This is a genomic window from Caulobacter sp. BE254 (assembly GCF_031457295.1).
Taxonomy (GTDB): domain Bacteria; phylum Pseudomonadota; class Alphaproteobacteria; order Caulobacterales; family Caulobacteraceae; genus Caulobacter.
Genome location: NZ_JAVDWJ010000007.1, coordinates 15,843 through 41,583 on the forward strand (window position 1 = coordinate 15,843; position 25,741 = coordinate 41,583).

21 protein-coding genes are annotated in these 25,741 nt (G+C 68.4%); 14 read left to right on the forward strand and 7 right to left on the reverse strand.

Annotated elements, in window-relative coordinates; all coding sequences use genetic code 11:
- Positions 1-39: 39 nt before the first annotated feature.
- The 5 genes from J2X41_RS13825 (at position 40) to J2X41_RS13845 (ending at position 9,599) form a co-directional block, all read left to right on the forward strand.
- Positions 40-2,580, forward strand: a complete 2,541-nt coding sequence (locus J2X41_RS13825) for a TonB-dependent receptor (protein ID WP_310082539.1) — start codon at positions 40-42, stop codon at positions 2,578-2,580.
- 104 nt (positions 2,581-2,684) lie between these two features.
- Complete coding sequence (locus J2X41_RS13830) at positions 2,685-5,003, forward strand: TonB-dependent receptor domain-containing protein (RefSeq protein WP_310082540.1); 2,319 nt, start codon at positions 2,685-2,687, stop codon at positions 5,001-5,003.
- 158 nt (positions 5,004-5,161) lie between these two features.
- The gene (locus J2X41_RS13835) at positions 5,162-7,501 is read left to right on the forward strand and encodes a TonB-dependent receptor (protein ID WP_310082541.1); all 2,340 of its coding nucleotides are present in this window, start codon (positions 5,162-5,164) and stop codon (positions 7,499-7,501) included.
- Positions 7,501-8,079, forward strand: a complete 579-nt coding sequence (locus J2X41_RS13840) for a hypothetical protein (RefSeq protein ID WP_310082862.1) — start codon at positions 7,501-7,503, stop codon at positions 8,077-8,079. The genes J2X41_RS13835 and J2X41_RS13840 overlap by 1 nt, the downstream gene beginning before the upstream one ends.
- The gene (locus tag J2X41_RS13845) at positions 8,079-9,599 is read left to right on the forward strand and encodes a PepSY-associated TM helix domain-containing protein (protein ID WP_310082542.1); all 1,521 of its coding nucleotides are present in this window, start codon (positions 8,079-8,081) and stop codon (positions 9,597-9,599) included. The genes J2X41_RS13840 and J2X41_RS13845 overlap by 1 nt, the downstream gene beginning before the upstream one ends.
- Positions 9,600-9,654: 55 nt before the next feature.
- Here J2X41_RS13845 and J2X41_RS13850 read toward each other — a convergent pair whose 3' ends face one another.
- Both J2X41_RS13850 and J2X41_RS13855 read right to left on the reverse strand, forming a co-directional pair.
- Positions 9,655-9,912 (reverse strand): hypothetical protein, encoded by a 258-nt coding sequence (locus tag J2X41_RS13850; protein ID WP_310082543.1) that lies wholly within the window; start codon positions 9,910-9,912, stop codon positions 9,655-9,657.
- A gap of 340 nt (positions 9,913-10,252) precedes the next feature.
- On the reverse strand, positions 10,253-12,544 hold the full coding sequence (locus tag J2X41_RS13855; RefSeq protein ID WP_310082544.1) for a TonB-dependent receptor: 2,292 nt from the start codon (positions 12,542-12,544) through the stop codon (positions 10,253-10,255).
- Positions 12,545-12,717: 173 nt separating this feature from the next.
- Here J2X41_RS13855 and J2X41_RS13860 point away from each other — a divergent pair, with 173 nt between their 5' ends.
- On the forward strand, positions 12,718-13,518 hold the full coding sequence (locus J2X41_RS13860) for a FadR/GntR family transcriptional regulator (RefSeq protein ID WP_310082545.1): 801 nt from the start codon (positions 12,718-12,720) through the stop codon (positions 13,516-13,518).
- Positions 13,519-13,613: 95 nt separating this feature from the next.
- A complete protein-coding gene (locus J2X41_RS13865) occupies positions 13,614-16,331 on the forward strand; it encodes a glycoside hydrolase family 2 TIM barrel-domain containing protein (protein ID WP_310082547.1) in 2,718 nt (905 codons plus the stop codon).
- Positions 16,332-16,410: 79 nt separating this feature from the next.
- On the opposite strand, the gene J2X41_RS13870 is transcribed toward J2X41_RS13865, so the two are convergent.
- From J2X41_RS13870 to J2X41_RS13885, 4 genes are all read right to left on the reverse strand, one after another.
- Positions 16,411-17,334, reverse strand: coding sequence for an Hsp33 family molecular chaperone (locus tag J2X41_RS13870; RefSeq protein ID WP_310082548.1), 924 nt, complete (start codon positions 17,332-17,334; stop codon positions 16,411-16,413).
- A gap of 181 nt (positions 17,335-17,515) precedes the next feature.
- Entirely contained in the window at positions 17,516-17,755 is a 240-nt protein-coding gene (locus tag J2X41_RS13875) for a DUF2164 domain-containing protein (RefSeq protein WP_007668579.1), read from the reverse strand.
- Between the two features lie 10 nt (positions 17,756-17,765).
- Positions 17,766-18,701 (reverse strand): ornithine carbamoyltransferase, encoded by a 936-nt coding sequence (gene argF / locus J2X41_RS13880; RefSeq protein WP_310082550.1) that lies wholly within the window; start codon positions 18,699-18,701, stop codon positions 17,766-17,768.
- Positions 18,702-18,768: 67 nt separating this feature from the next.
- Positions 18,769-19,983: an aspartate aminotransferase family protein gene (locus J2X41_RS13885; RefSeq protein WP_310082552.1), complete on the reverse strand. Its 1,215-nt coding sequence runs from the start codon at positions 19,981-19,983 to the stop codon at positions 18,769-18,771.
- A 233-nt stretch (positions 19,984-20,216) separates the two neighbouring features.
- On the opposite strand from J2X41_RS13885, the gene J2X41_RS13890 reads away from it, so the two are divergent.
- Positions 20,217-20,642, forward strand: coding sequence for a YbaY family lipoprotein (locus J2X41_RS13890; protein WP_310082554.1), 426 nt, complete (start codon positions 20,217-20,219; stop codon positions 20,640-20,642).
- Positions 20,643-20,734: 92 nt separating this feature from the next.
- Here the strand turns inward: J2X41_RS13890 and J2X41_RS13895 are convergent, their stop codons facing one another.
- Positions 20,735-21,556: an ABC transporter permease gene (locus J2X41_RS13895; RefSeq protein WP_310082557.1), complete on the reverse strand. Its 822-nt coding sequence runs from the start codon at positions 21,554-21,556 to the stop codon at positions 20,735-20,737.
- Positions 21,557-21,853: 297 nt separating this feature from the next.
- On the opposite strand from J2X41_RS13895, the gene J2X41_RS13900 reads away from it, so the two are divergent.
- The 6 genes from J2X41_RS13900 to J2X41_RS13925 all read left to right on the forward strand — a co-directional run bounded on the left by J2X41_RS13900 (position 21,854) and on the right by J2X41_RS13925 (position 25,291).
- Positions 21,854-22,372 (forward strand): GcrA family cell cycle regulator, encoded by a 519-nt coding sequence (locus tag J2X41_RS13900; protein WP_310082559.1) that lies wholly within the window; start codon positions 21,854-21,856, stop codon positions 22,370-22,372.
- Positions 22,373-22,547: 175 nt separating this feature from the next.
- Positions 22,548-23,276: a LysM domain-containing protein gene (locus tag J2X41_RS13905; protein ID WP_310082560.1), complete on the forward strand. Its 729-nt coding sequence runs from the start codon at positions 22,548-22,550 to the stop codon at positions 23,274-23,276.
- 170 nt (positions 23,277-23,446) lie between these two features.
- Positions 23,447-23,728 (forward strand): hypothetical protein, encoded by a 282-nt coding sequence (locus tag J2X41_RS13910; RefSeq protein WP_310082562.1) that lies wholly within the window; start codon positions 23,447-23,449, stop codon positions 23,726-23,728.
- 69 nt (positions 23,729-23,797) lie between these two features.
- A complete protein-coding gene (locus J2X41_RS13915; protein WP_310082563.1) occupies positions 23,798-24,250 on the forward strand; it encodes a hypothetical protein in 453 nt (150 codons plus the stop codon).
- A 69-nt stretch (positions 24,251-24,319) separates the two neighbouring features.
- Positions 24,320-24,595, forward strand: a complete 276-nt coding sequence (locus J2X41_RS13920) for a hypothetical protein (RefSeq protein ID WP_310082564.1) — start codon at positions 24,320-24,322, stop codon at positions 24,593-24,595.
- A 237-nt stretch (positions 24,596-24,832) separates the two neighbouring features.
- Positions 24,833-25,291: a hypothetical protein gene (locus tag J2X41_RS13925; protein WP_310082566.1), complete on the forward strand. Its 459-nt coding sequence runs from the start codon at positions 24,833-24,835 to the stop codon at positions 25,289-25,291.
- The last annotated feature ends 450 nt before the right edge of the window (positions 25,292-25,741 follow it).

The following is a 25,741-nucleotide window of genomic DNA, read 5'->3' on the forward strand; positions in this document are numbered from 1 at the left end:
AGAGTCGTCGTGTGGGGGTCGGGCAGGTCGGGAGCGTCCATGCGGCTTCGCACCGTCGCGGCCGTGGCCTGGGCGGCGAGCGGATCGGCTCTTCTGGCGCCGCCTTGCGCCCAGGCCGCCCGAGCCGAGGCGGCGTCGCGTTTCGACATCCCCGCCCAGCCGCTTGGCCAGGCGCTCAACCAGCTGGCCCTGCAGAGCAATCGCGAGATCCTGTTTTCCCCGCGCCTGACCGCCGGCCGCCGCGGTCCGCCGGTGAGGGGCGTCTTCTCCGCCGAGGACGCGCTGGCGAAACTGCTGGCGGGGTCGGGCCTGACGGTGCGGCTGGAGGGGCGCAGCTTCCTGATCCAGCCGGCCCCGGTCGCTCCCGCCGCGCCGCATCCGGCGAAAACGGCGCCGGACGCCGCGTCCGACCGCGACGATCCGCTGGAGGCGGTGGTGGTCACCGCGCTCAGGCGCGACAGCGAGATGCAGAAGACGCCGGTCAGCATGACCGTGCTGACCGGCGGGACCCTGTCCCGCCTGGGCATGGTCGATCTGGAGCGGGCCGCGCCCCTGCTGCCCGGGCTGAAACTGGTCTCGACCTCGTTCGGTCGCCGGTTGGTGCTGCGCGGCGTCTATGGGGCCGGGGAAGCCACGACGGGCCTCTACTATGACGAAACGCCGATGACCGGCCCGGTCGGCACCACCGCCGATCCCGGCGTCATGACGCCGGAGCTGGCGCTGGTCGACGTCGACCGCATCGAGTTGCTGCGCGGCCCGCAAGGCACGCTGTATGGCTCGGGATCCATGGGCGGCGCGCTGCGCGTGCTGTTCCGGCGTCCCGATCTGGACGACGCCAACGGCTTCGTCAGCGCCAGCGCCACCAGCCTGCGCCACGGCGGGCAGGCGGGCGGGATTACGGCGGCGGTCAACCCGGTGATCGTGTCGGGCGTGCTCGCCGCCCGCCTGACGGTCTACGACCTCGACACGCCCGGCGCGGTCGACAATGTCCGCCTGGGCCTGTCCGACGTCGATTCCACGGCGGTGAAGGGCGCTCGCCTGGGCTTGCAATGGCGGCCGGACCAGCGGCTTTCGGTGCTGTTGTCGGCCACCACCCAGACCACGCATCGCGACGACATCTCGGCCTGGCACGACGTCGCCGGCCCCTGGCGGACCCGCCATGCGGCGCGAGCCCCTTTCGACGGCCGGATCGACCTGGCCAGCGCCAGTCTCCACTGGCGGGGCGAGGCCGTCGACGTCACCGCCACGGCGTCGTGGTACCGCTGGCGGCTGACGCGGCGTTCCGACTACAGCGGCGTGCTGCTGGGCGAACGCGACAGCGCCTCGGGCTGCGCGCGCTACTACGCCCTGGGCGGGGCTTGCGATCCTGGCCAGATGCAAGGCTACGCCGCCTATGTGGACAGCCTGTATCCGGCGATCCTCAACCAGCCGGCCAGGCTGACTTCGTCGATCCAGGAGGTCCGAGCCTCGTCGGTTCGCGACAGCCCGCTCGGTTGGACCGTCGGCGTCTACAACGAGGTTCGCGACGATCACATCGACAGCCAGGTTCCGCATGTCGACCCGCTGACCGGCGCGCCACAGCAGCCGGCGGTGCTGATCGGCCGACGCAGCATCGACAACCATCTCGGCCAGAGCGCGGTCTTCGGCGAGATTTCCTACGATCCGGCGCCGGAAACCCGTGTCACCCTGGGCGCTCGGCGCTTCAGCTACGTCAAGCGCGACCGGGGCGAGGTGCAGGTCCCCAACGTCGTGTCCGGCACCTGGGCCGACTATGCGATCGACGCGCGGACTCCCGAGCAGGGCTGGAGCCTCAAGGTCCTGGCCAGCCGCCAGTTCACAGCCGACGTCCTGGGCTATGTCCAGGTCTCGCAGGGCTTTCGTCCGGGCGGGGTCAATGTCGTGCCGGGCCTGGCCGACACCCTGGCGCCCTACCGTTCCGACCGGCTCACCAACTACGAGGCCGGCCTGAAGAGCCAGTCGGCCGGCCATCGCTTCACCGCCAACCTGGCCGTCTACCAGATCGACTGGCGCGACATGCAGTACAGCGCCCAGACCCAGAACCGCGCCTTCTCGTTCCTGACCAATATCGGCGCCAGCCGCATCCGGGGGATGGAGGCCGAGTTCGCCGCCCGGTCGCTGTGGGGTTGGGACGCCGTCGCCAGCGCCACCTTCACCGACGCGCGCCTGACCGCCGACCAGGTCACCAACACCGCCATCGGCCTGGGCCTGGAGGGCGACCGGCTGCCGGTCGTGCCGCGGTTCGCGACCGCCGGTTCGCTGGAGCGGCGGTGGGCCCTGGCGAATGGTTTCGAAGGCCGCCTTCGGCTGGACGCGGCCTATACCGGAACCTCGCGATCGGCGTTCAATCCCGGAAACGCCGACTATCTGAAGATGGGCGGCTACGCCACGTTCGGCGCAAGCTTCGGCGTCGAATACGCTTCCTGGCGCGGCGAGCTGGCGATCGACAACCTGCTGGACCGCGCCGGGCGCGCCTCGGCCCAACGCAACACCTCCGGGCCGATCGACTACTACGGCATCGCGCCCCGCTCGATGCGCCTGACGCTGGAGCGCGGCTTCTAAGGGCGTTCACCCATTTTTTCCCAGGCCGATGAGGACGTCCCTCTTCCTCACGTCTGACCCTTCGGACCGTCGTCGCCAGGCGGTCGGAAAACGAGGGGATAATCATGAGACAGCCGTTTCGAGGCCTGAAGGCCCTGGCCCTGGGCGCGACCGCGCTCACCGCCTTGGGCGCGCACGCGGCCCTCGCGCAGGAGGCGGCGCCGCTGCCGGCCGACAACAGCACGATCGAGGAAGTGGTCGTCACCGCGTTGAAACGCTCGACCACCATCCAGACCACGCCCATCAGTATCAGCGCCGTCACCGAGAAGTCGCTGCAGGCCTTGGGCGCCTCGGGGATCCAGGATTACTTCCGCACCGTTCCCAACCTGCAGGTCGAAGGCAACTCGCCGACCAACCGGCGCCTGACCTTGCGCGGCGTGCGCAGCGCGGGCGAGGCGACGGTCGGTCTCTATTACGACGAAACCCCGCTGACCGGCCCGGCCGGCACCACCGCCGACGCCAGCTCGACCAGCGCCGACGTCAACCTGTTCGACGTCGAACGCGTGGAAGTCCTGCGCGGGCCGCAGGGCACGCTCTACGGCTCGGGCTCGATGGGCGGCACGCTGCGCGTCATCCTCAACAAGCCCGACAGCACCCAGTATTCGGGCGCGGTCGAGGCCCAGGGGACAGCTCAGAAGGACGGCGGCACGGGCTATTCGGTCAAGGGCATGGTCAACGTGCCGCTGATCGAAGACAAGCTGGCCGCCCGCCTGGTGCTCTATCAGGCCGAACAGGGCGGCTATGTCGACGACGTCCTGCTGAACAGGAAGGACATCAACGACCAGCATTCGACCGGCGGCCGCCTGATGCTGGGCTTCACGCCCACCGACAAGCTGACGATCAACGCCTCGGGCCTGTTCCAGAAGACCACCCTGGACGGCCAGAACAGCTGGTACCCGGCCTTGGGCGCCAAGGATTATTCGACCAACGCCCGCACCATCGCGCCGACCGACGACAATCTGCGCGTCTACAATGTCACGGCCAAGTGGAACCTGGGCTTCGCCACCCTGACCGGGACCTCGTCCTATTACAAATGGACGCTGCTGCGGAACTCCGACTACAGCCCCACCCTGTCGGCCAACCGCGCCAACGCCACGTCGTGCCGCAACTACATCGCTGGCGGCGCGCCCGCCGCGGGGACCACCAACCCGGCCTGCACCCCCGCCCAGATGACGCAGTATACGGCCTATGCGGACAGCCGCACGCCGGGCGCCCTGTACCAGCCGATGGGCCTGACCTCGTGGAACCACGAACTGCGGGCCAACGGCTCGCTGTTCGAAGACAAGATCGATTGGACCGCCGGCGTCTATTACGAGGACCGCTCCGACTATATCGAGAGCCAGGTGGCCAAGGCCGACGCCACGACGGGAGTCATCAACCCCAGCGACCTGACCGCCTGGCGCCACGTGGGCACCGACACCAAGCAGACCGCCTTCTTCGGCGAGGTGACCTACAAGCCGATCGAGAAGTTGAGCCTGACCGTCGGCGCGCGGCGCTTCGACTACGACAAGACCGTCTCGGGCCAGGTGCGGATTAGCAACTTCATCACCCAGTCCTATGTCGGTCCGGCCGCCCAGGTCGACGCCAGCGCCAGCGGCTGGGTCAGCAAGTTCAATGTCAGCTATCAGGTCACGTCCGACATCATGGTCTACGGCCTGGCGGCCAAGGGCTTCCGCCCGGGCGGCGCCAACAACGTGCCAGGTCTGCAGTCGGCCCTGCTGGCCTACGCGCCCGACAGCCTCTGGAACTACGAGGCCGGCGTGAAGAGCCAATGGTTCGATCACCGCCTGACCTTGAACGCCGCTGCGTACCAGATCGACTGGAACAACATGCAGATCTCGGCGACCAGCGCCAACGGAGCCTTCAGCTATCTCACCAACGCCGGCAAGGCGCGCATCAAGGGCCTCGAACTCGAAGCCGTCGCCCGTCCGATTCCCGGCCTGACCCTCAACGCGACGGCGGCCTTCGTCGACGCCAAGCTGACGCAGGACCAGGCGAACTCCACGATCCTGATCACCGGATCGACCGGCCTGCGCGGCGACGAGTTCCCGAACGTGGCCGACTTCAGCGGTTCGGCGGCGATCGAGTACAGCTGGCCGCTGACGGACAGCCTGAACGGCCTGCTCCGGGCCGACTACGCCTATGTGGGCGAGTCCGCTTCGCAGTTCCGCCCCACCTACGTCTACTATGAGAAGCAGGGCGACTACGGCTACGCCAACCTGCGTGGCGGCGTCGAGGGGGCCGATTGGGGCGCCTACCTGTTCCTCAACAACGTCGCCAACGAAGTCGGCCTGATGAGCGTCACCTCCGCGCTCAACAACAGGCGGCAGGCGGTGAGCATCAATCCGCGCACCGTGGGCTTTTCGGTCCGCAAGCGGTTCTAGCCGAGGTTGGGCGGCTCCCGCGCATCGGGAGCCGCCCATTATTTGGAACGCCGCCATCGTCCGCTCCGCGCCCCTTCCCACGCAAGTGTTTTTGCGAATGAGATTGACTCTCATTATTATCGCGAAGTACCTCCCGTCGTTCCTTACCGGGGGTACGCATGAGACAACGACTGTTGGTGACCAGCGCGCTGAGCCTATGGGCGCTCGCCCAAGCCGCCGCCGCCGAGACCGCCGCCGCCACGCCCAATGCCGCGTCGCCGGCCGACGCGCCGTCGACCGCCGTCGAGGCCGTGATCGTGACCGGCGAAAAGTCGTCGCGCACCCTGCAACAGACGGTCACCAGCGTCGCGGTGACCACCGCCGCCCGGATCGAGCGCGAGAACATCCAGACGCTCTATGACGTGGTCAACCGCACCGCCAACATGAGCGAGACCTACGGCAAGACCGGCTTCACCATCCGCGGAATCAGCAACAGCAACGTGTCGGGCGGTGGCACCGGCGGCCTGTCCACCGTCTATGTCGACGGGGCGGCCCTGCCCGAGCAGGCGGTGTTCAGCGGTCCGCTGGAGATGTGGGACATCGGTCAGGTGGAGATCCTGCGCGGCCCGCAATCGACGCTGCAGGGGCGCAACTCGCTGGCCGGCGCGGTGATCATCCGCTCCACGGATCCCAGCTTCGACTACGGCTTCCGGGCCCGCGTGACCGCCGCCAGCGGCGACGAGCGTTCGATCGCCGTGGCCGGCGGCGGTCCGTTGATCGCCGACCAGCTGGCCTTCCGCCTGGCCGCGGAGAAGAAGGAGTCCGACGGCTTCCTCTACAACCCCGTCCGCCACGAGGACGTCGACGCGGTCGACAATCTCAGCGTTCGCGGCAAGCTGCTGCTGACCCCGACCGCCCTGCCTGGCCTCAAGGTGCTGGCGACCTACGCCCACAACAGGCGCAAGTCCGCCTACCTGTTCACCTATGCCCGCACCGACACGCCGGACTACTACGAGCACCGCCTGGACTATTCGAACGACCCGAGCCGCACCGATTCCAAGGTCGACATCTTCACCCTGGAGACGAGCTACAGGCTGAGCGACGCGCTGACGCTGACCGGCGTCGCCTCGTGGAACAAGATCGACTCCCTGGGCAGCTACGACACCGACTACACCGCCGAGCGGCTGGCCTACGGCACGCGCGACCAGAACATCAAGACCGCCTCCCATGAGCTGCGGCTGAACTACGAGGGCGAGCGGCTCCGGGGCCTGGTCGGTCTCTACCACGCCCGGCGCGACACAAAGGACCTGACGGTCAGCATCACCAACGTGCCGTTTCCCAAGCCGACCCTGGTCAGCGTCCTGACCTCGACCCTGCTGGCCGGGGTGAGCAATCCCACCCCCGCCCAGCAGGCCGCCGCGTCGGCCCAGGCCAACGCCTTCGCCAATCTCTATGTCGCAGCCCTGCCGGTCATCCCGGTCGATTATTCGGGCAGCCTGCCCGAGGTGGTCGAGACCACCGCCGTGTTCGCCGACGGGTCGTTCGCCGTGACGCCGAAGCTCAGCCTGCTGGGCGGGTTCCGCTATGACCACGAGGACAACACCAGCAGCAGCGTGCAGTCGGCGACCTTCGCCGGAGCCTATCCCGACCCGGCGGCCTTCGGCCCGTTCGCCGCCTATGTGACCCTGGTGAACCAGTTCGTCGGGAACATGGTCGCCCAGGCCGGCTCCACCGCCCCCAAGGCGACGCGCAAGTTCAACGCCTTCCTGCCCAAGGTCGGGGTCAAGTACGACTGGACCGACGACATCTCCACCAGCCTGACGGCCCAGCGCGGCTACCGGTCTGGCGGCTCGACCGTCAACATCGCCCGCTCGCGGGTGTCGCCCTACGACCAGGAATACACCTGGAACTACGAGGCCGCCCTGCGCACGGCCTGGCTGGACGGCGCCCTGACGGTCAACGCCAACGCCTTCTACGTCGACTGGAAGGACCAGCAGGTCCTCGTCAATCTGGGGCTCAACACCTACGACACCCAGGTCGAGAACGCCGGCCAGTCGCACCTCTACGGCTTCGAGGTCGAGGTCGCCCAGCGCGTCAACGAAGCCCTGAGCTGGTACGCGTCGCTGGGCCACACCCGCACCCAGTTCGACGACTTCAGCGTCGATGTCGGCACGACCAGCACCGACCTGTCGGGGGCCGAGTTCCCCTACGCGCCGCGCTGGACCCTGAGCGCCGGCGTCGACTACCGCTGGACCAACGGCCTGGTCGGCCACCTGGACGGCAATTATCGCGGCAAGTCCTATTCCCAGGCCGACGTCGACCAGGCGCGCCAGGCCCTGGTCAAAAGCCGCATGCTGTTCAACGGCCGCTTCGGCTACGAGCGCGAGCACTGGGGCGCCTATGTGTTCGGCAAGAACCTGCTGGACGCCACCTACAGCCAGTACAATCGCAACGACGTCCCGATCGCCCTGCTGAGCGAGCCCCGGCTGATCGGCGTCACGTTGGAGACCCGCTGGTGATGGGACCGCTGGCTCCGGACGCCCTGGTCGGGCTGGCCCTCGCACCCGCGCCCCTCGCCGGCGCCCTGCTGCTGCGGCGGGCCTGGCGGCAGGCCTCGCCCCAGCGCCCGTGGCTGATCCTCGGCGGCTGGGGCCTGCTGGCCCTGGCCGTGGCCCTGAGCGTCGTCCTGCTGGGCGCCGCGCGCGGCCCGGCCATCGTGCTGGCCCTGGCCTCCACCGCGGCCCTGGCCCTGGTCGGCGCGGGAGTCGAATGGCGCGGGGCCAGGCGGAAGACCCCGCGCGAACTGGCCCTTGAGCCCTCCGACCGCCGCCGCGTCGCCTGGCGCGGCTGGCTGCGGGGCTTCCTCGCCGGACCGCTGGCCGGCGTCGCCGCCCTCGGCTGCGGCCTGGCCGTCGCCATCTGCGCGCCTGGCGCGGTGCAAAGCCGGATGGTCATCGGCGGACTGATGGTCCCGTTCCTGTGGGCCGCGGGCATGGCCTGGACCCTATCGGACGACAGGATCCCGCGCGCCACCGCCGTGCTGACCGGCGTCGCCGTCGTCACCCTGGGCGCGGCCTTCCTGAAGGGAGCGCTCTGATGGCGCGCGATGAGTCCAAGTCCGGCCAGGCGACGGGCAAGCCGATCTGGCCCAGGATCCCGGCCGAGTTCGTGCGCGCCATGCTGGCCGGCCACTCGGCCCTGGGCCTGGCCTTCGCGGCGCTGATCTATCTGGTCTGCTTCTCCGGCTCGATCGCCGTCTTCACTCAGGAATACGGACGCTGGGAGCAACCGGCGGGGCCGATCCTGAACCAAGCCTCGCCCCAGGCGGCCGACGCGGCGTTCCGCGCCGTCCTGGCCAAGAATCCCAAGGCCCACGACCTGTTCGTCCGCCTGCCCGAGCCGACCTATCCGCGCCTCAGCGTGCAGGGCGACGACGCGCAAGGCCGCGAGCACACCTGGGTCGCCGACGCCGCCGGGCGGATCGTCCGCGAGCAGAAGACGCCCTGGACCCGGTTCCAGGTCGACCTGCACACGGTCCTGCACCTGCCGCGCGCCTGGGGCGGCTTCATCGTCGGCCTGACCGGCGTGGCTCTGCTGTCGTCGCTGGTGTCTGGCGTGCTCTCGCACCCGCGCGTCTTCAAGGACGCCTTCGCCCTGCGCTGGGGCGGGTCCAAGCGCCTGCAGGAGGCCGACCTCCACAACCGCATCAGCGTCTGGGGCCTGCCGTTCCACCTGGTGGTGTCGCTGACCGGCGCCTTCCTGGGCCTGACGACGATCATCGTGGGCGTGCTGGCCCTGGCCACCTTCAAGGGCGACACCGCCAAGGCCTATGCCCTATTCGCCGGCCCCAAGGTCGCCGACGACCCGCGCCCGGCCGCCCAGGTGATCGACCTCGCCCAGGTGCTGGCCAACCTCGAAGCCGCCTATCCGAAGGCGCGGCCCAGCTACCTGTTCGTCGAGCATCCCGGCGAGGCGGGCCAACACGCCAGCGTCGCCCTGATCACGCCGGGCCGTCTGTCGCGCGGCGAACTGGTGGTGGTCGGCGGCGACGCCAGGCCGCTGGGCGCGGTCGGTTACGAGAGCGGCAGCGTCGGCCTGCGGGTGCTGTCGACCCTGACGCCGCTGCACTTCGGCTGGTTCGGCGGCTGGCCGGTCAAGGTCGCCTATTTCCTGCTGGGCCTGGGCCTGACCGCCGTCACCTCCAGCGGCGTGGCCATCTGGCTGGCCCGCCGGCGCGACAAGGGCCGCCCGGCCCCGCGCTGGGAGCGGGTCTGGATCGCCTTCGTCTGGAGCCAGCCCGTCGCCTACGCCGCCTCGGCGCTAGCAGCGCTGTTCCTGCCGGTCCCGCCGGTGGCGATCTGGGGGGCCGCGACCCTGGCGGCCAGCGCCACGGCGGCCTTCTGGACTCCTGCGGCGATCTCGCTCCGCCTGCGCGCCGCGACGGCGGGCCTTCTGGCGCTCACCGCCTGCGCCCATGTGGCCGTAAACGGCGCGCGACTGGACGATGGAGCGGGCTGGGTCGTCGACGCCGGCCTGCTCCTCGCCGCGCTTGTCCTGGCGGGCAGCATCTACAAACCCGGACGCCGCCCGATCGTCCAGGCCGATATGGCTCGATAGCCGCGGTCCCGGTCCAACCTCCGAGACTAGCCTGGCGAGCGCGAGCTGCCCCGCTTCACCGGGCGTCTGCGGACACGCCGTGATTTCGTGACGTAGCGGCGGCGAACGAGCCGACGACGGCGCCCTGCGGCGTTCTCTCGAACCTGGCGACCAGCCGATCGTAGGTCGACTGGCGGATCGGCCTTCCGTCCCGCAACGACCGCCAGGTCGTTTCGCTGACGCCCAGCACCTCCTGGAGCCAGACCTTGGTCACCGCCGGCAGCGCGTTGCGCAGGGCCAGGACCTGCTCCTGATTGACAAGCACCATGTTCATGTGGGCATCCCGCGTCGGTCGGACAGCGGGCGCCCGCGGCGAAACCTGCGTCTTGAGGCTTCCATCTGCTTCCTCCGGCCTTCCGATCGAGGCCATGGCCGCTCCACCCTCTGAATGGTGATTACGACAACGTTGTCCTAATCCTCCACGACAACGTTGTCTATAAGCTACCGCATTGACATCGCTGTCGAACCTCGGATGCAGACAAGGCTGCTCGACAAGAAAAAGGCGGCGCGCCAACCAGGCGCACCGCCGCTCGCCGAGGCGAGAAGACCCAGGAACCGGGGAAAAAGTCCCTGGGGAGGGCTTGACCCGGCCCGCCGCGCGGAACCTGTCGCGGCTAGAAGCCCATCCGCGCGCGGATGCCGACGTAGCGCCTGGAATTGCGCGGCAGCAGCTGGGCGACGGCGCCGGCGTTGGACGAGCCGGTATAGCCGAGCGAGGTCGCGTAGGACTGGTCAAACAGATTGTTGACGAACAGCGCCACGCGGTAGTTCTGCTCGTCGCGTCCCGCCACGCCGATGCTGGCGTTGACCACGCCGAACGCCTTCTGGCGCGAGATCGGCGTGCCCAGCAGGTCGAGCATGACCGCGCTCTGGTGGGTGTATTCGGCGGTCACGAAGCCGTCGAACGGCAGGCTCGGCAGCGCGATGTCATAGGCGCCGGCCAGCGAGTACTTGAACTTCGGCGAATTGGCCAAGGGGCTGCCGGAGAGATCCTGGAAGTTGGAGCCACCGACCGGACGGCAACCCTGCGCGACCGTCTGGTTGGTGTAGCACGGCGCGTTGGCGAACTCGCGGATGGTCGCGTCGGTATAGGCGGCCGAGGCGTCCAGGCGCAGGGCGCGCACCGGCCTGGCCGAAGCCTCGATCTCGACGCCCTTGCTGCGCAGCGCCCCGACATTGCTCAGCTGCGGCACGATGGTGCCGTCGGGCTGGGTGACGCCGCCCTGGGCCTGGAAATCGGTGAAGTCGGTCAGGAAGCCGGTGACGTTCAGCTGGACCCGGTTCTCCAGGAGGCGGCTCTTGAGACCCAGTTCGTAGGCCTCGCTGGTCTCGGGGCGAACGGGCTTGGCCGCCCGGGCCGGGGTGAATCCGGTGCTGATGTCGAAGCCCTGGCCCTTGTAGCCCGTCGAGAACGAGGCATAGGCCATGACGTTGTCGGCGAGGTCCTGGCGCAGCGCCACCTTGTAGGTGACGTGGTCGTCCTTGGCCTTGCCCGAGCAGACCGACAGGCACGAGGCGTTGTTGGCCGGCGGCGTCGCCGTCGGCGTGCGGTTGATGAAGGTGGCTTCAATGGCTTCGTGATTGAAGCGCAGGCCGCCGTCGACGTGGGTGCTCGAGCCGACGTGATAGGTCATCTGAGTGAAGGCGGCCATGGTCTTGGTGCCGGCGGTCGCCGCCCAGCTGGTCGCGGCGTTGGGCCCGCGCGAATACGAGCGGTTGGAGTCGCCGTCGGCGTAGAACAGGGCGAACAGGTAGTCGAGCTTGCGCGCGCCGCTCGACACCAGGCGCACTTCCTGGGTGAAGTTGGTCGAATGGAACGGACCGCCCGCGACGGAGCCGTTCGGCAGGATGCTGGTCGGGTCGGCGGCGTTGAGCAGGGTCGGCGTGCCCAGCGTGTCGAGGTCTTCCCGGAAGCGGAAGCGCCAGTCCTGATAGCCGGTGATCGAGATCAGGTTGGCCTGGCCAAGGTCCAGGTTGGCCCGCCCCGTCAGCATGGTCTGCTTGCTGGTGTTCTTCGGTTCGGTGTCGAGGCGGATCCTGTAGTTGTCCGGGCCGGGCGTCAGGCCGACGGCGGACAGGGCCAGCGGCGCGCCAAAGGCGGTGGCACCGGGCTTGACGCTCCGGAAGGTGCGGACCTGGCCGTCGGTCTTGGTGTTGGTGTGCGACGCCGTCAGGGCGATGTTGAGATTGTCGGTCGGATCCAGCTCCAGCCGGCCCCGGACGCCGTAGGAGCGGTCGCCGTTGAGCTTGTGACCGGTGTTGAGGTTGCGGACATAGCCGTCGCGGTCACCGTAGAAGGCGTTGAGGCGGAAGCCGGCCTTGTCCGAGATCGGGCCGGAGATCATGCCGTCGACGCGCTTTTCGCCGTCGCTGGTCAGGGCGCCGCCGACCGAGCCGGTCAGGGTCTTGGTCGGCGCCTGGGTGACGATGTTGATGACGCCGGCGGCGGCGTTCTTGCCGAACAGCGTGCCCTGCGGTCCGCGCAGCACTTCAAGGCGGGCGATGTCGTTGAGGCCCGAGAAGGCCTGGGCCTGCTGCAGCAGCGCGACGTCGTCGACCACCACGGCGACGCTGGGCTCGATGCCGATGCTGAACGAGAAGGTGCCGATGCCCCGCAGGTTGATGCTGTTGCCCGTGGCGTTGGTGTTCTCGGTCACCGTCAGGCTGGGCGAGATGCGCACCACGTCCGTGACCTGGACCACGTTGCGCGTTTCAAGCTGCTCGCCGCTCACCGCGCTGACCGCGGCGGGCACGTCCTGGAGGTTCTGTTCGCGTTTCTGCGCGGTCACGACGATGGTGTCGAGCGCGGTGGCCTCGTCGGCCGGCTGGGCCGCGGTCTGCGCCCAGGCGTGACCCGACATCGCGACCAAGGCGGCGCTGGCCATCCAAAGAAGACGCCTGTTCATGTTTCCCCTCCTATTTTTCTTGATGAGCGGCCTGTCCGCTCTCGCTTAATCTGCCTGACCAATTTTGGGGATCGAGGATTTGCGTCAACCTCTTTTTGCCTGACAACTTGACCGATCCGGCCCACAATCACCGCGCTGACCCGGCGGTCGGCGACGGATCCTGGAGGTAGGGAATGGCGGCTCGCGCAAAGGGGAGCGCGGAAAAGGTCGGCGCGGCCGAGGACGGAACCTCGAACGGCGACCGAATCTACCAGAGGCTGGCCCGGCATATTTTCGACGACCTGGTCGCCGGACGGTACGAGATCGGCAGCCGCCTCCCCGCCGAACGCGAGCTCTGCGTCGAATACGGCGCCAGCCGCCCGGCGGTGCGCGAGGCGCTGATCGCCCTGGAGGTGCAGGGCTATATCGACATCCGCGTCGGCTCGGGCGCCTATGTTCGCCGCCTGCCGGGCCGCGAAGACCATCCAGGCTTTGCCATTACGGCCTTTGAGCTCACCGAGACCCGCCTGGCGTTCGAGGGCGAGGCCGCCGCGCTGGCCGCCAAGCAGATCACCGACGACGAGATCGCCAAGCTTGAGGCCCTGCTGGACGACATGACCGCCGAGAACCTGCGCGCGAAGGTCACCGAGGACGCCGACCGCGAGTTCCACATGACGATCGCCAGGGCCACGCGCAATGCCGGCATCGTGCTGATGATCGACGAGCTCTGGCGCCTGCGCTCGACCTCCCCAGCCTGCGCCCTGCTGCACGACAAGGCCCGCAGCGCCAAGATCCGCCCCGTCGTCGCCGAGCACCGCCGGATCGTCGAAGCCCTGAAAGCCCGCGATTCGCAGGCGGCCCGCGCGGCCATGCGCGCCCATCTTGCCGCGGTCATGGACCACCTGCTGTTCACCACCGAGGAGATCGCCCTGGAAGAAGCGCGCCGCGCCGCCGCCGGAGCCCGCGCCCGCTTCTCGAAGGTCGCCGAGATCTGACTGACCAATTTTTGTAAATTGATCTGGCAGATTCGTTTCGAGGCGCTAAGCTCGCCCTAACGTCGCAATTCAGGCGGCGCGTGGGAGGCATGCCGATGAAGCGATTGTTGCTGGCCACGACGATGGCGATCCTGGTCGCCCCCCTGATCGCCCCAGCGATCGCGCGCGCCGAGGCGGCGTCCGACCCGGTTCGGGTCCAGACCCCGCTGGCGCAGGACTGGCGCTTTCGTCAGGACGACGGGCTGAGCGGCGTCGAGAACCCGGCCTTCGACGACCAGGATTGGGCGCGCGTGACCGTGCCCCATACCTGGAACCGCGTGGGCGTCTACCTGCCCGGCCCTGTCGAGCGGCTCAACAGGTCCGAGACGATCAACAAGACCCAGGGCGTGGGCTGGTACCGCCTGTCGTTCACCGCGCCCAGGCTGGACGGCCGCCGCGCCTATCTGCAGTTCGACGCCGCCAGCCGCAACGCCAAGGTCTGGCTGAACGGCGCCTATCTGGGCGAGCACCAGGGCGGCTTTTCGCGGTTCCGTCTCGACGCCACCGACGCCCTGCGGGCCGACGGCCAGAACCTGCTGGTCGTGCGCGCCGACAACACCAAGCCCGCGCCCGGCTCGGCGACCGCCGACAACCTGCCCTTGACCGGCGACTTCTTCGTGCACGGCGGCCTCTACCGCCCGGTCAGCCTGGTGCTGACCAGCCCCGTCCATTTCGACATGCTCGATTTCGGCGGCCCCGGGGTCTATGCGACCACCACCGACCTTTCCGCGGCCAAGGCCGGGATCCAGGTCCGAGCCCGGCTCCGCAACGACCTGGCCAAGGCCCGGCCGGTCCGGCTGGAGACCAGGCTCTATGACGCGGCCGGTCACGTGGCCGCCCAAGCCAGCGCTTCGGTCGCCCTGCCCGCCAAGGGCGCCCAGGAGACGGCGCTGTCGCTGTCGGTGGCCGATCCCCATCCTTGGAACGGGACGGCCGATCCTTACCTCTACAGGCTGGAGACCGACCTGGTCGGCGCCGACGGCAAGGTGCTGGACCGCGTCTCGACGCCGTTCGGCGTCCGCCAGATGGGCTTCGACCCCGAGCGCGGGTTCCTGCTGAACGGCAAGCCCTACCGCCTGCACGGCGTCGGTTATCACCAGGACCGCGAAGGCAAGGGCTGGGCGATCGACGCGGCGGATGTCGAGGAAGACATGGCGATCCTGCGGGAGATGGGCGCCAACACCATTCGCCTGACCCACTACCAGCACGGCCAGGTCATCCACGACCTGGCCGACAAGTACGGCTTCGTCCTGTGGGACGAGATCCCGCTGGTCTCGGCCTGGACGACGGGCGGCGCGCTGGAGCCCACCCCGGGCCTGGTTGAAAATGCGCGCCAGCAGCTCAAGGAACTGATCCGCCAGAACGCCAACCACGCCTCGGTGGCGACCTGGGGCATCGCCAACGAGGTCGATTTCGGCAACTCGTTCCCCGCCTTCCTGACCGGCTACAAGGACGGCGCGCCCGATCCCATGCCGCTGCTGAAGGCGCTGAACACCCTGGCGCACGAGGAAGATCCCAGTCGCCCGACGGCGCTGGCGACCTGCTGCGAAGGCCGGGTGTTCGCGGCCGGCGTCGACGTTCCGACCACCGCCGAGGCGGCCGATCTGGGCGGCGCCAACCGCTATTTCGGCTGGTATTTCGGCGCGCCCGAAGACCTGGGACCGCACCTGGACGCGCTGCACGCCAAGCGTCCGCGCCAGCCGCTGTCCGTCACGGAGTATGGCGCCGGCGGCGGGGTAACCATCCACACCGACGACGTTCTGGGCGGGCCAATCGACTCCCGGGGCCGCGTGCAGCCGGAGGAATATGAGAGTTACATCCACGAGACCGCCTGGGCGACGCTGTCGCAGAAGCCCTATCTCTGGGGAACCTGGCTGTGGAACGCCTTCGACTTCGCCACCACCATTCGCCACGAGGGCGACGCCGACGATATCAACACCAAGGGCCTGGTCACCTACGACCGCAAGATCCGCAAGGACGCCTGGTACTTCTACAAGGCCAACTGGGCGACGACGCCGACGATCCACATCAACGGCCGGCGCTATGTCGACCGCGCCTATCCCGTCACGGACGTGCGCGTCTATTCGAACGGCGCGGCCACGGAGCTCACCCTGAACGGCCGATCGCTGGGCGAGCGCGCCGATTGTCCGCAGCGGGTCTGCGTCTGGCCGGCCGTCCGCCTGGAGCCGGGAGAGAACGTCCTGGTCGCCCGCGCCCGGTTCGAAGGCCAGACGGTCGAGGACCGCATCGTCTGGCGTCGCCCAAGCGACGCGAACGCGCCGATCCGCATCGACGCGGGATCTCTCGTCGGGGCCGGCAAGGCGGTCAAGTTCGGCTCGGACGCCTTCTTCAAGGGCGGCCAGGCCCTGTCGGCCAACACCCCCGCCGACTATGGGCGGCCCGAGGTCCGGGCGGCGATCACCGGGACCGAGGAGATCGACGCCGCCAGCAGCTACCGGCAAGGCCGCTTCATCTATGCGGTCCCCCTGACGCCCGGCCGCTACAGCGTGCGCCTGACCTTCGTCGAGCCCAAGCTGGCGGCCGGCGAGCGCCGCTTCGATGTCGTGGCCAGTGGCGCCCGGGTCCTGCCGGACCTGGACGTGGCCGCTGAAGCCGGCGGTCCGCTCAAGGCCCTGACCAGGACCTTCGAGACCAGCGTCGCCGATCAAGGCCTGACGCTGGCGTTCAACCCAAGCCGGGGCGAGGCGATCGTCTCGACGATCGAGATCACGCCCCTGCAAGCCGCCAAGCGTCAGGAACCGGCGGCGCGTTGAGGGCCCGGATCCGTTTGCTCACCGCTATTTGGCGGAGCCGGCCGGCGGGCGGCCCGCCCAAACCCTTGTTTTCGCGCCTTCAGCTCGCCGCCGCCGTCGGCTCCAGCGCGTAGACTCGCGAGCAGTACTCGCAGGTCACGTGGATCTTGCCGTCGGGCTCGATCATCTCGGCCACTTCCTCGGCCGTGAACGAGCCCAGCACTGCGCCGATGCGGTCTTCCGAGCAGCGGCAGAAGGCGCGCAGCGGCTTTTCCTCCAGCAGGCGCACGCCGTCCTCGTTGAACAGCCGCCACAGCAGGGTGGTGGTCGGCACGGTCGGGTCGATCAGTTCGTCCTCGCCGGTGGTCTCGAACAGGGCCTGGACGTGGGTCCAGGCCTCCTTCGTCTCGCCGCGGCTCTCGTCGCCGGCGATGGCCTGGATCAGGATGCCGCCGGCCCGCCACTTCAGGCCCTCGCCGCTGTCGGCCTGGCCGACGGCCAGACGGACCCGGGTCGGGGTCTGCTCGGACTGGGCGAAGTATTGCTCGGCGCACAGGGCCAGGGTCTCGCCTTCGATCGGGGTGATGCCCTGGTAGCGGTCCATGTCCGGACCCTGGTCGACGGTCATCACGAAGGTGCCGCCGCCCAGCAGGGTGCGGGCCCCTGGACGCGCGAAACCCTCCGAGGCCTTGGCCACCTCGTCCGGATCGAACCGGCAATAGCCGCGCAGGGCGCCGGTGGTGTCGTAGTCGACCACGACGTAACGCACGGGCCCGTCGCCCTGGGCCTGGACGATCAGCCGGCCCTCGAACTTCAGGCTGGAGCCGACCAGGGCGGCCAGGGCGCAGGCCTCGCCCAGCAGGTTGGCGACAGGCTCGGGATAGTCGTGGCGGGTCAGCACCTCGTCGACCGCCGCGCCCAGGCGCACGGCCCGGCCGCGCACGGGCAGGCCTTCGATCTGGAAGGCGGAAACGAGGTCGTCGGGAGCGTCCCCGAAGGCGGTTTGGGCGGCGATGTCGGTCATGGGGAGGCTAGATAGGCGGTTCGGCGGAAATTGCGAGGGGGAGAGTTGGCGCACCTGCCCCCTACGGGTCGCTTCGCGACCGTCTTCCCCCATAGGGGGAAGAGCCTAAGGCGCGAAGGCTCCGCCCCCTGTGGGGGCGGACAGACCGCGAAGCGGTCAGGTGGGGGCAAGTGTCAGCCGCTCAATCCACAAACGGCTTCTCGATCTCGTACACCGCGTCTTCCAGCTTGTCGCGGAACAGCTGCTGGGCGTCCTGGACGCCCTGGTTGTAGTAGTACGGCCCCATCTGCTCGGAGATGAAGTCCAGCAGGAACCCGGCCTGCAGCGGGCTGGCCTCGCAGTCGAGTTCGCGGTCCAGATAGCGCGTCAGCTTGTCGAGCAGGGCGTCGCGCTTCTGCTTGTTGAACTCGATCTTGGCCATCGTGCGCCTCCTAGCCGATGGCCCCGAAGCACCAGGCCAGCACCGACTTCTGGGCGTGGATGCGGTTCTCCGCCTCGTCCCAGGCCAGCGAGCGCGGGCCGTCCAGCACGCTGTCGGTGACCTCCTCGCCGCGGTGGGCCGGCAGGCAGTGCAGGAAGACGCCGTCGGGCGCCGACAGGTCCATCAGCGCGTCGTCGACCTGGTAGGGCTCCAGGGCCGCCAGGCGCTCGTCATGGTCGGTGTCGCCCATCGACACCCAGGTGTCGGCCACCACCACGTCGGCGCCGCGCACGGCCTCGCGCGGGTCGTCGGTCATCGTGATTTGGCCCTGGCGCTCCTGGGCGCGGGCCAGGTCGACCAGGTCGGGGTGGTAGACCGCCGGGCAGGCGATGTTCAGCTTGAAGCCCAGCAACGGCGCGGCGTGGATGAAGCTGGAACAAACGTTGTTGCCGTCGCCGACCCAGGCGATGGTCTTGCCGCCGACGTCGCCGCGATGCTCCTCGATCGTCAGCAGATCGGCCATGATCTGGCACGGGTGGCTCTTGTCGGTCAGGCCGTTGATCACCGGCACGGTCGAGACCTGGGCGAAGCGCTCGACGTCGGCGTGGCTGTTGGCGCGGATCATCACCGCATCGACCATCCGCGACAGCACCTTGGCGGTGTCCTCGATGGTCTCGCCGCGGCCCAGCTGCATGTCGTTGGACGTGGAAATGATGCCGCTGCCGCCCAACTGGCGGATCGCCGCGTCGAACGAGAAGCGGGTGCGGGTCGAGTTCTTCTGGAAGATCATCGCCAGCACGCGGTCGGCGGCCGGGGCGTCGGCGTCGACGCGGCCCTTGGGCCAGCCGGCGCGGGCGGCCTTGCGGGCCTTGGCGTCCTCCAGCATCAGCCGCAGCGTCGGGCCGTCCAGCTTCCACAGGTCGATGAAGTGCCTGGGTTCGGTCATTGCAAATCCCCCTGCCCGCCCGCCCCGGCCTTGCCGGAACGAGCGGTTTGATCGGTCGCGGCCGTGTTTAGGCGGCGGCTTTGGCCCGGGCGGCCTCGCAGGCCTTTTCGAGCTTGGCGATGGCCTCGGATGCTTCCTCGACCGTCAGGTTCAGCGGCGGCAGCAGGCGCACGCAGTTGTCGCCGCCGCCGGCGATCAGCAGCTTCTCGTCGCGGGCCAGGACCATGAACTCGCGATTGTTCGGGACCAGCTTGATGCCGATCAGCAGGCCCTTGCCGCGGATGTCGACGATGACGTCCGGGAAGCGGTCCTTGAGGCCTTCCAGCTGCTGGGTGAAGAAGCCGGCGACGGTCTTCACGTTGTCCAGGATCTCCGGCGTGTTGATCGCGTCGAACGCCGCCTTGCCCACGGCCATGGCCAGGGGGTTGCCGCCGTAGGTCGAGCCGTGGACGCCCGGGGTCATGCCGCGCGCGCCCTCGGTGGACGCCAGGCAGGCGCCGACCGGGAAGCCGCCGCCCAGGGCCTTGGCCACCGCCATGATGTCCGGCGCGGCGTCGCTGGCCCATTCGTGGGCGAACAGCTTGCCGGTCCGGCCCATGCCGCTCTGGACCTCGTCGAAGATCAGCAGGACGCCGGCGTCGCGGGTGATCTGGCGCAGCTCGTTGAGCTGGGCGTCGGTCAGGGCCCGCGCCCCGCCCTCGCCCTGCACCGGCTCGATGATCACCCCGGCCGTGGTCGGGCCGATGGCGGCCTTCAGGGCGTCCCAGTCGCCGAACGGCAGCTGGATGTAGCCCGGCAGGCGCGGCCCGAAGCCGTCCAGGTAGCCGGGATTGCCCGAGGCGTTGACCGCCGCGTACGAGCGGCCGTGGAACGAGCCGTCGAAGCCGATGATGTCGACCCGCTCGGGCTGGCCGTTGACCACGTGGTAGCGGCGCGCGGCCTTCAGGGCGCACTCGATCGCCTCGGTGCCGGAGTTGGTGAAGAACACCACGTCGGCGAAGGTGGCCGCGCACAGCCTGTCGGCCAGCACTTCCTGCTCGGGGATCGTGTAGATGTTGGAGACGTGCCAGAGCTTCTCGCCCTGGGTCTTCAGCGCATCGACCAGCACCGGGTGGGCGTGGCCCAGGCCGCAGGTGGCGATGCCGGCCACGCAGTCCAGATATTCCTCGCCGGTGGTCGAGAACAGGCGCGCGCCTCGGCCTCGCTCGAACGCCAGCGGGGCGCGGTTGTAGACGCCCATGATGTGGTGTTGTGCGGGGTTAGACGACGTCGACGTGCTCAAGACGGCCTCCCAAAAAGGAAAGAAGCCCCCGTGCTCGAAAGCGCGGGGACCGGAAGGCCCAGCGTTGTCGGCGTGTAAGCCGGCCCTGTCAACAAACCGGCCGTGAATTTTGGGTGTCAGGGACGGTTGAGCCACACTGTTTGCGGTCCCATGCCGGACCAGCCGGTTGAACTGAGATCGTCAAGACCGTACGCCTTGATCGCTCGGGGGAGCCTAGGTTCAGGAGATCGTCCATGAAGCCCCTCGCGCCCGCCCTCCTCGCTCTCACGCTCTTGACCGGCACGCTCTTGACCGGATGCGCCGGCGCCGCGTCCGCGCCGCCGTCCGGCCCGTCCAGCGCGGCGGTCACCGGCCAGGTCGTCTGGCGCGAGCGGATCATGCTGCCGCCCCAGACCAAGGTGATCGTGCGGCTGCAGGACGTCAGCCTGGCCGACGCCCCGGCCAAGGTCATTTCCGAAGCCGTGATCCCCGCCCAGACCCCGCCCGTCGCCTTTTCGCTGGGCTACGACCCGGCCCAGGTTTCGCCGTCGGCCCGCATCGCCGTCTCGGCCCGGGTCGAGGTGGACGGGCAGTTGAAGTTCATCAACGACACCCACATCCCGGTCATCAACGGCGGACCGACGCAGGACGTCGAGGTGCTGGTGAAGGGGGTTCCTTGAATCCGCTCATCCCGGCGTTTTGAGAATGTAGAAGGCAAAACGGCCGCCTCCCTGGGGAAGCGGCCGTTTCATCAAACACCCTTGGCGGCGACCTAGCTCTTCAGCCGGTACCCGGTCCGGAACAGCCACCAGCACCACAGGAACAGCCCCACCGACAGGGCCGCGGTCACCACCGCCCCGATCGCCACCGAGCCGTCGGCGTGGCCGATGAAGCCGTAGCGGAAGCCGTCGATCAGGTAGAAGAACGGGTTGAAGTGGCTGGCCGAGCGGAACGGCTCGGGCAGGCGGTCCACCAGGTAAAAGGTGCCCGACAGGAAGGTCATGGGCATGATCAGGAAATTGGTCACCGCGGCCAGCTGGTCGAACTTCTCGGCCCACAGACCGGCCAGCACGCCGGCCAGGCCCAGGATGATCGAGGCGCCGACCGCGAAATAGACGATCGCCCACAGGTGGCTGACCTGCAGGCCCGCGCCGGGCAGCACGCCGATCACCAAGGCCGTGACCGCTCCCACCACGACGCCGCGCGTCGCCGCGCCCAGGCCGAACGCGGCCACCTGCTCCAGCGGCGACAGCGGCGGGGTCAGGAAGTCCGGCGTCAGGCCCATCATCTTGGCCTGGATCAGCGATGAGGACGAATTGGCGAAGGCGTTGTTGAGGATGGCCATCATGATCAGGCCCGGGGCCACGAAATGGCCGAAGGTCACGCCGCCCACCGCCGGCCGGCTGCCGCCCACCGCCACCACGAACACCAGCATGTAGAGCAGGGTCGTCACCACCGGGGCGGCCACCGTCTGGGTGCCCACCTTCCAGAAGCGGCGGATCTCGCGCTGGTAGAGGGTGAAGAACCCGCTCCAGTTCCAGCCGTGATAGTCGCGCGGCTGCGGGGGGATGACGGAGGCCGTCACGTCTTTCATGGTCTTGCGGTCCTGGAGGTCTCGATCGAACGGCCCGAGGGCCTGGCGCCGCCAGGGCCCTCGATCAGCCAAGCCCCTGGCATGTGCGCTTGAGGCGAGCCCGGCGCAAGCGGCGCTTCGACGGAATCAATATGTTGTTTCTGTGGACAGACCGGATGGCGCCTATTGTGTGTTTTAACGTATTCTTTACACTATCTGGTAGGCGAGCGGCCGGCGGGGTCGTCCGTACACCAGATGTAGAGGCCGGGGCGAGTCGGGGAAACCCGTTTCGGACTCTTTTTTAGGCGGAGATGGGTCATGAGCTGGACTGACGAACGGGTCACCACCTTGAAGAAGCTCTGGCTGGACGGCCTGTCCGCCAGTCAGATCGCCAAACAGCTGGGCGGCGTCACGCGCAACGCCGTGATCGGCAAGGTGCACCGCCTGGGCCTGTCGGGCCGCGCCGCGCCGTCGCAACCGGCGCGCCCGGCCTTCAAGGCCCCGCGTCCGGCGCGTCCGGCCGCCACGGCCATGCCCTCGGCGCCGCGCCGGGTGATCGCCGCCGAGCCGGCGGCTCTGCCGGCCGTGGCCCAGCAGCCGTCGGTCCCGGCGTTCCGCGCCGAGGAGCCGGGCTCGGCCACCGTGCTGACCCTGGGCGCCCACATGTGCAAGTGGCCGATTGGCGACCCGTCGACCGACGGCTTCACCTTCTGCGGCCGCCGCTCGTCGGACGGCCCGTACTGCAACGAGCACGCCCGGGTCGCCTACCAGCCGCAGCAGACCAAGAAGAAGTCGGGCCCGACCGAACTGGCCCGCTCGCTGCGCCGCTACATCTAGCCCGTCCCCAACGGCGGACCGAAAATCCCGGACGGCCCGAAAGGCCGCTCCGGGATTTTTTCGTATGGGGCCTGCGCCAGGCGCCGCCGCGCGCCTGGACGAAAACCGGATTCCAGCCCAAGCTGCTCTACCTGGGCGCGTTTCGCCCGCCCTGTCCGCTACCCGTGAGCGTCGCATGCCGTTGCCCCCGAAGACCCCCTTCCAGCTGTGGAAGGACACCATCGACACGGAAAAGACGAACCCGGCCTGGCACGGCTACGACGCGATTATCAAAAGCACGGTCGACAAGTACAACGCTCACCTGCAGTCGGCCCCGGGCTTCACCGCGCTGGACTGGAAGCTGATCAAGGCGATGGCGTGGACCGAGACCGGAGCCACCGCCAAACTGGCCTGGGCGACACGGCCCATGCAGATCGGCAACAAGGACGACCCAGGCCTGGCCGCCTTGTTGGGCGGCAAGGAGGGCGGCGAACTGATCATGCCCAGCGACATCGCCAGCGGCTTGACGGTCCAGAATGTCGGCACCGACCCGGTGAAAAACATCCAGGCGGGCGTCGGCTATCTGCTGATGCGGGCCGCCAACTTCAAATACGACGACGTCTGGAATCCCAAGGCCCCGATCGACGAGTACAAAGTCGCCGCCGGTGACAGCATCGATCGCATCGCCAAGCGCACCGGCTCGACCGTGGGCCACCTGTACTGGCTCAATCCCGGCCTTCAGAGCGAGATGGACCAGCACAGGCCATTGAAGATCGGCCGAGCCCTCAAGGTTCAAAAAGCCACGAACACGAAGATGATCGCCGGCTTCAAGTCGCTCGACAACGCCACCGTGGCCCGGCTCTACAATGTCGGCGACAGTCGTTACGCCGAAAAGCTCGCCTATTGCCAGGGGAAGATCAAATGAAACCCTCTCCCCGTCTCCTTCTGCTTGCCCTGCTTCTGTGCGCGCCCGCCACGGCGCGCGACAGAGCGCCTCATCCTCCCGCGCGGACACCAACCGCCGCTTCGCCGCCGAGCAGGCCACACCTTCAGTTGGGCGTCTTCGAGGGCACCGGACGCGCCTGCAGTGGACTTTTGAAGATCACCCCCAAGCGGCTAAGCTGGAGCCCCCCCTTCAATCCCTGCCCCCCGTCAGCCTTCACCCTGGCGGAGCGTCGCCAGGAGGGCGCCACCACCCAATGGATTTATCAACGTGTCGGCGCTCCCAAGAGCTGCCTCTATAAAGTTGTGATCCTGGAAAAGGCGGTCGACCCGAGCGACACGACATCTTGGAGCGTCTACGGCTTCACCTCGATGAAAGCCTACAAGGCTAACTCCAATGTCTGGCTCAACTGCCCTCTGGTGAAGCTCGACTAGCTCGATGACTCGGGGACGCCAAAGCTGCACGTTCGCCCATGGCTTTGACGTGGATCCACAGACCTGACCATGAAACCCTCGTCCCGCCTCCTCCTCCTCGCGCTTCTGCTGTGTGCGCCCGCTGCGGCGCGCGCTAGGGCGCCTGACAAGCCCGTGCGGGCCGAGTCCGCTGTCCCGCCGGGCGAGCCCCGCCTTCAGCTCGGCCTCTTCGACGGCACTGGACGCGCCTGCGGTGGACAATTGAAGATCACACCCAAGCAGTTGAGCTGGAGCCCCCCCTTCAGCCCCTGCCCCCCCTCGACCTTTACCCTGGCGGAGCGTCGCCAGAAGGGCGAAGCCACCCGTTGGGTCTATCGGCTCGTCGGCGCGCCCAAAAGCTGCACCTACAAGGTGGTTGTTCTGGAAAAGGTGGCCCGCCCGGAGGCCAGGATCGCCTGGAACGCCTACAGCTTCACCTCGATGAAAGCCTATAGAGCCGACTCCAACGACCAGCTCAGTTGCTATCTGGTGAAGCTGGATTAGTCGACGGCAGGCGGTTGGAGATGCTAGGACGGATCCGACGGCCCTTGTTTGAATTGCGAAGGCCCGATCATGAAGCTCGCGCCCCGCCTCTTCCTGCTCACCCTGCTGCTGTACGCACCCGCCGCGGCGCGCGCCGGGGCACCCGACAAGCCCGCGCCGGCCGCCGCTGCGCCGCCGAGCGAGCCCCGCCTTCAACTCGGCGTCTTCGAGGGCACCGGACGCGCCTGCAGCGGACTGCTGAAGATCACGCCCAAGCGGCTGAGCTGGAAGACCCCCTTTAGTTCCTGCCCCACCTTGGCCTTCACCCTGGCGGAGCGTCGCCAGGAGGACGGGACCACCCGATAGGTCTATGGGCGCGTCGGCGCCCCCAAGAGCTGTTTCTACAAATTGGTTGTGCTGAAGAAAGTGGTCAGCCCAGACAGCTCGATCGCGTGGAACGTCACTGGCTTCACCTCGATGCAGGCCTACAAGGCCAGCTCTGATATCCGTCTCAGTTGCTATCTGGTGAAGCTGGATTAGTTCGGCGACGAGGGATCGAGACGCGGCCCCCAGAGTTTTCACCTGGATCTCACAGGCCTCACCATGAAGCCCTCGCTCCGTCTCCTCCTCCTCGCGCTTCTGCTGTGCGCACCCCCGGCGGCTCTCGCCAGAGCGCCCAACAAGCCCGCGCAGACGCCGGCCACCGTTTCACCGCCGGTCGAGCCGCGCGTCCAGCTAGGCGTGTTCGAAGGCACAGGACGGGCCTGCAGCGGACTGCTGAAGATCACTCCCAAGCGGTTAAGCTGGAACACCGCCTTCAGTCCCTGCCCCGCCTCGGCCTACACCCTGGTCGAGCGTCGCCGGGAGGGCGACGCCACCCAATGGGCCTATCGGTTCGTCCGTACGCCCAAGAGCTGCTTCTACAAGGTGGTGATGCTGAAAAAGCTCGTCGACGTGGACGGCCGGGTCGAATGGCACGCCTCCGGCTTCACCTCCATGAAAGCCTACAAGGCCGAAGCCAAGGTCGATCGGCTCAACTGCCCTCTGGTGAAGCTGGATTAATCGACGGTCGGCGGCTCGGGACACGCCCTCGCCTCAGGGGCCGAGTCGTAGCCGGGGACGCGCTCTCACGGCAGGACGCCCGCCGGCTTGCAGGGCGCTGGCCGTGAGTGCGTGTCCCCAACGGACCTGCTGAGTCCGGCGCTGAAGTCCCATGACGCCGTGATGTGGGTGGGGACATGCATTCACCCGACGGCCGGGGATCGATGCGCAAGGCCTTGCCATGAGTGCACCTCCCCGGCTGCGAGGCGGCCAAGTTGTGCGTCCAAGATCCTCCCCCTGTGGGGGAGGTGTCGCCCAAAGGGCGACGGAGGGGGAGTGATCGGCCGATGGCCGCAACCCGGATCGACGACCCCAAAACGCCCCCCACCGATCGCTGCGCGATCGCCTCCCCCATGGGGGGAGGGGCTGGAGCCCATTTCAGCCAAACCCCGATCCGTCCTATCTAGAGGC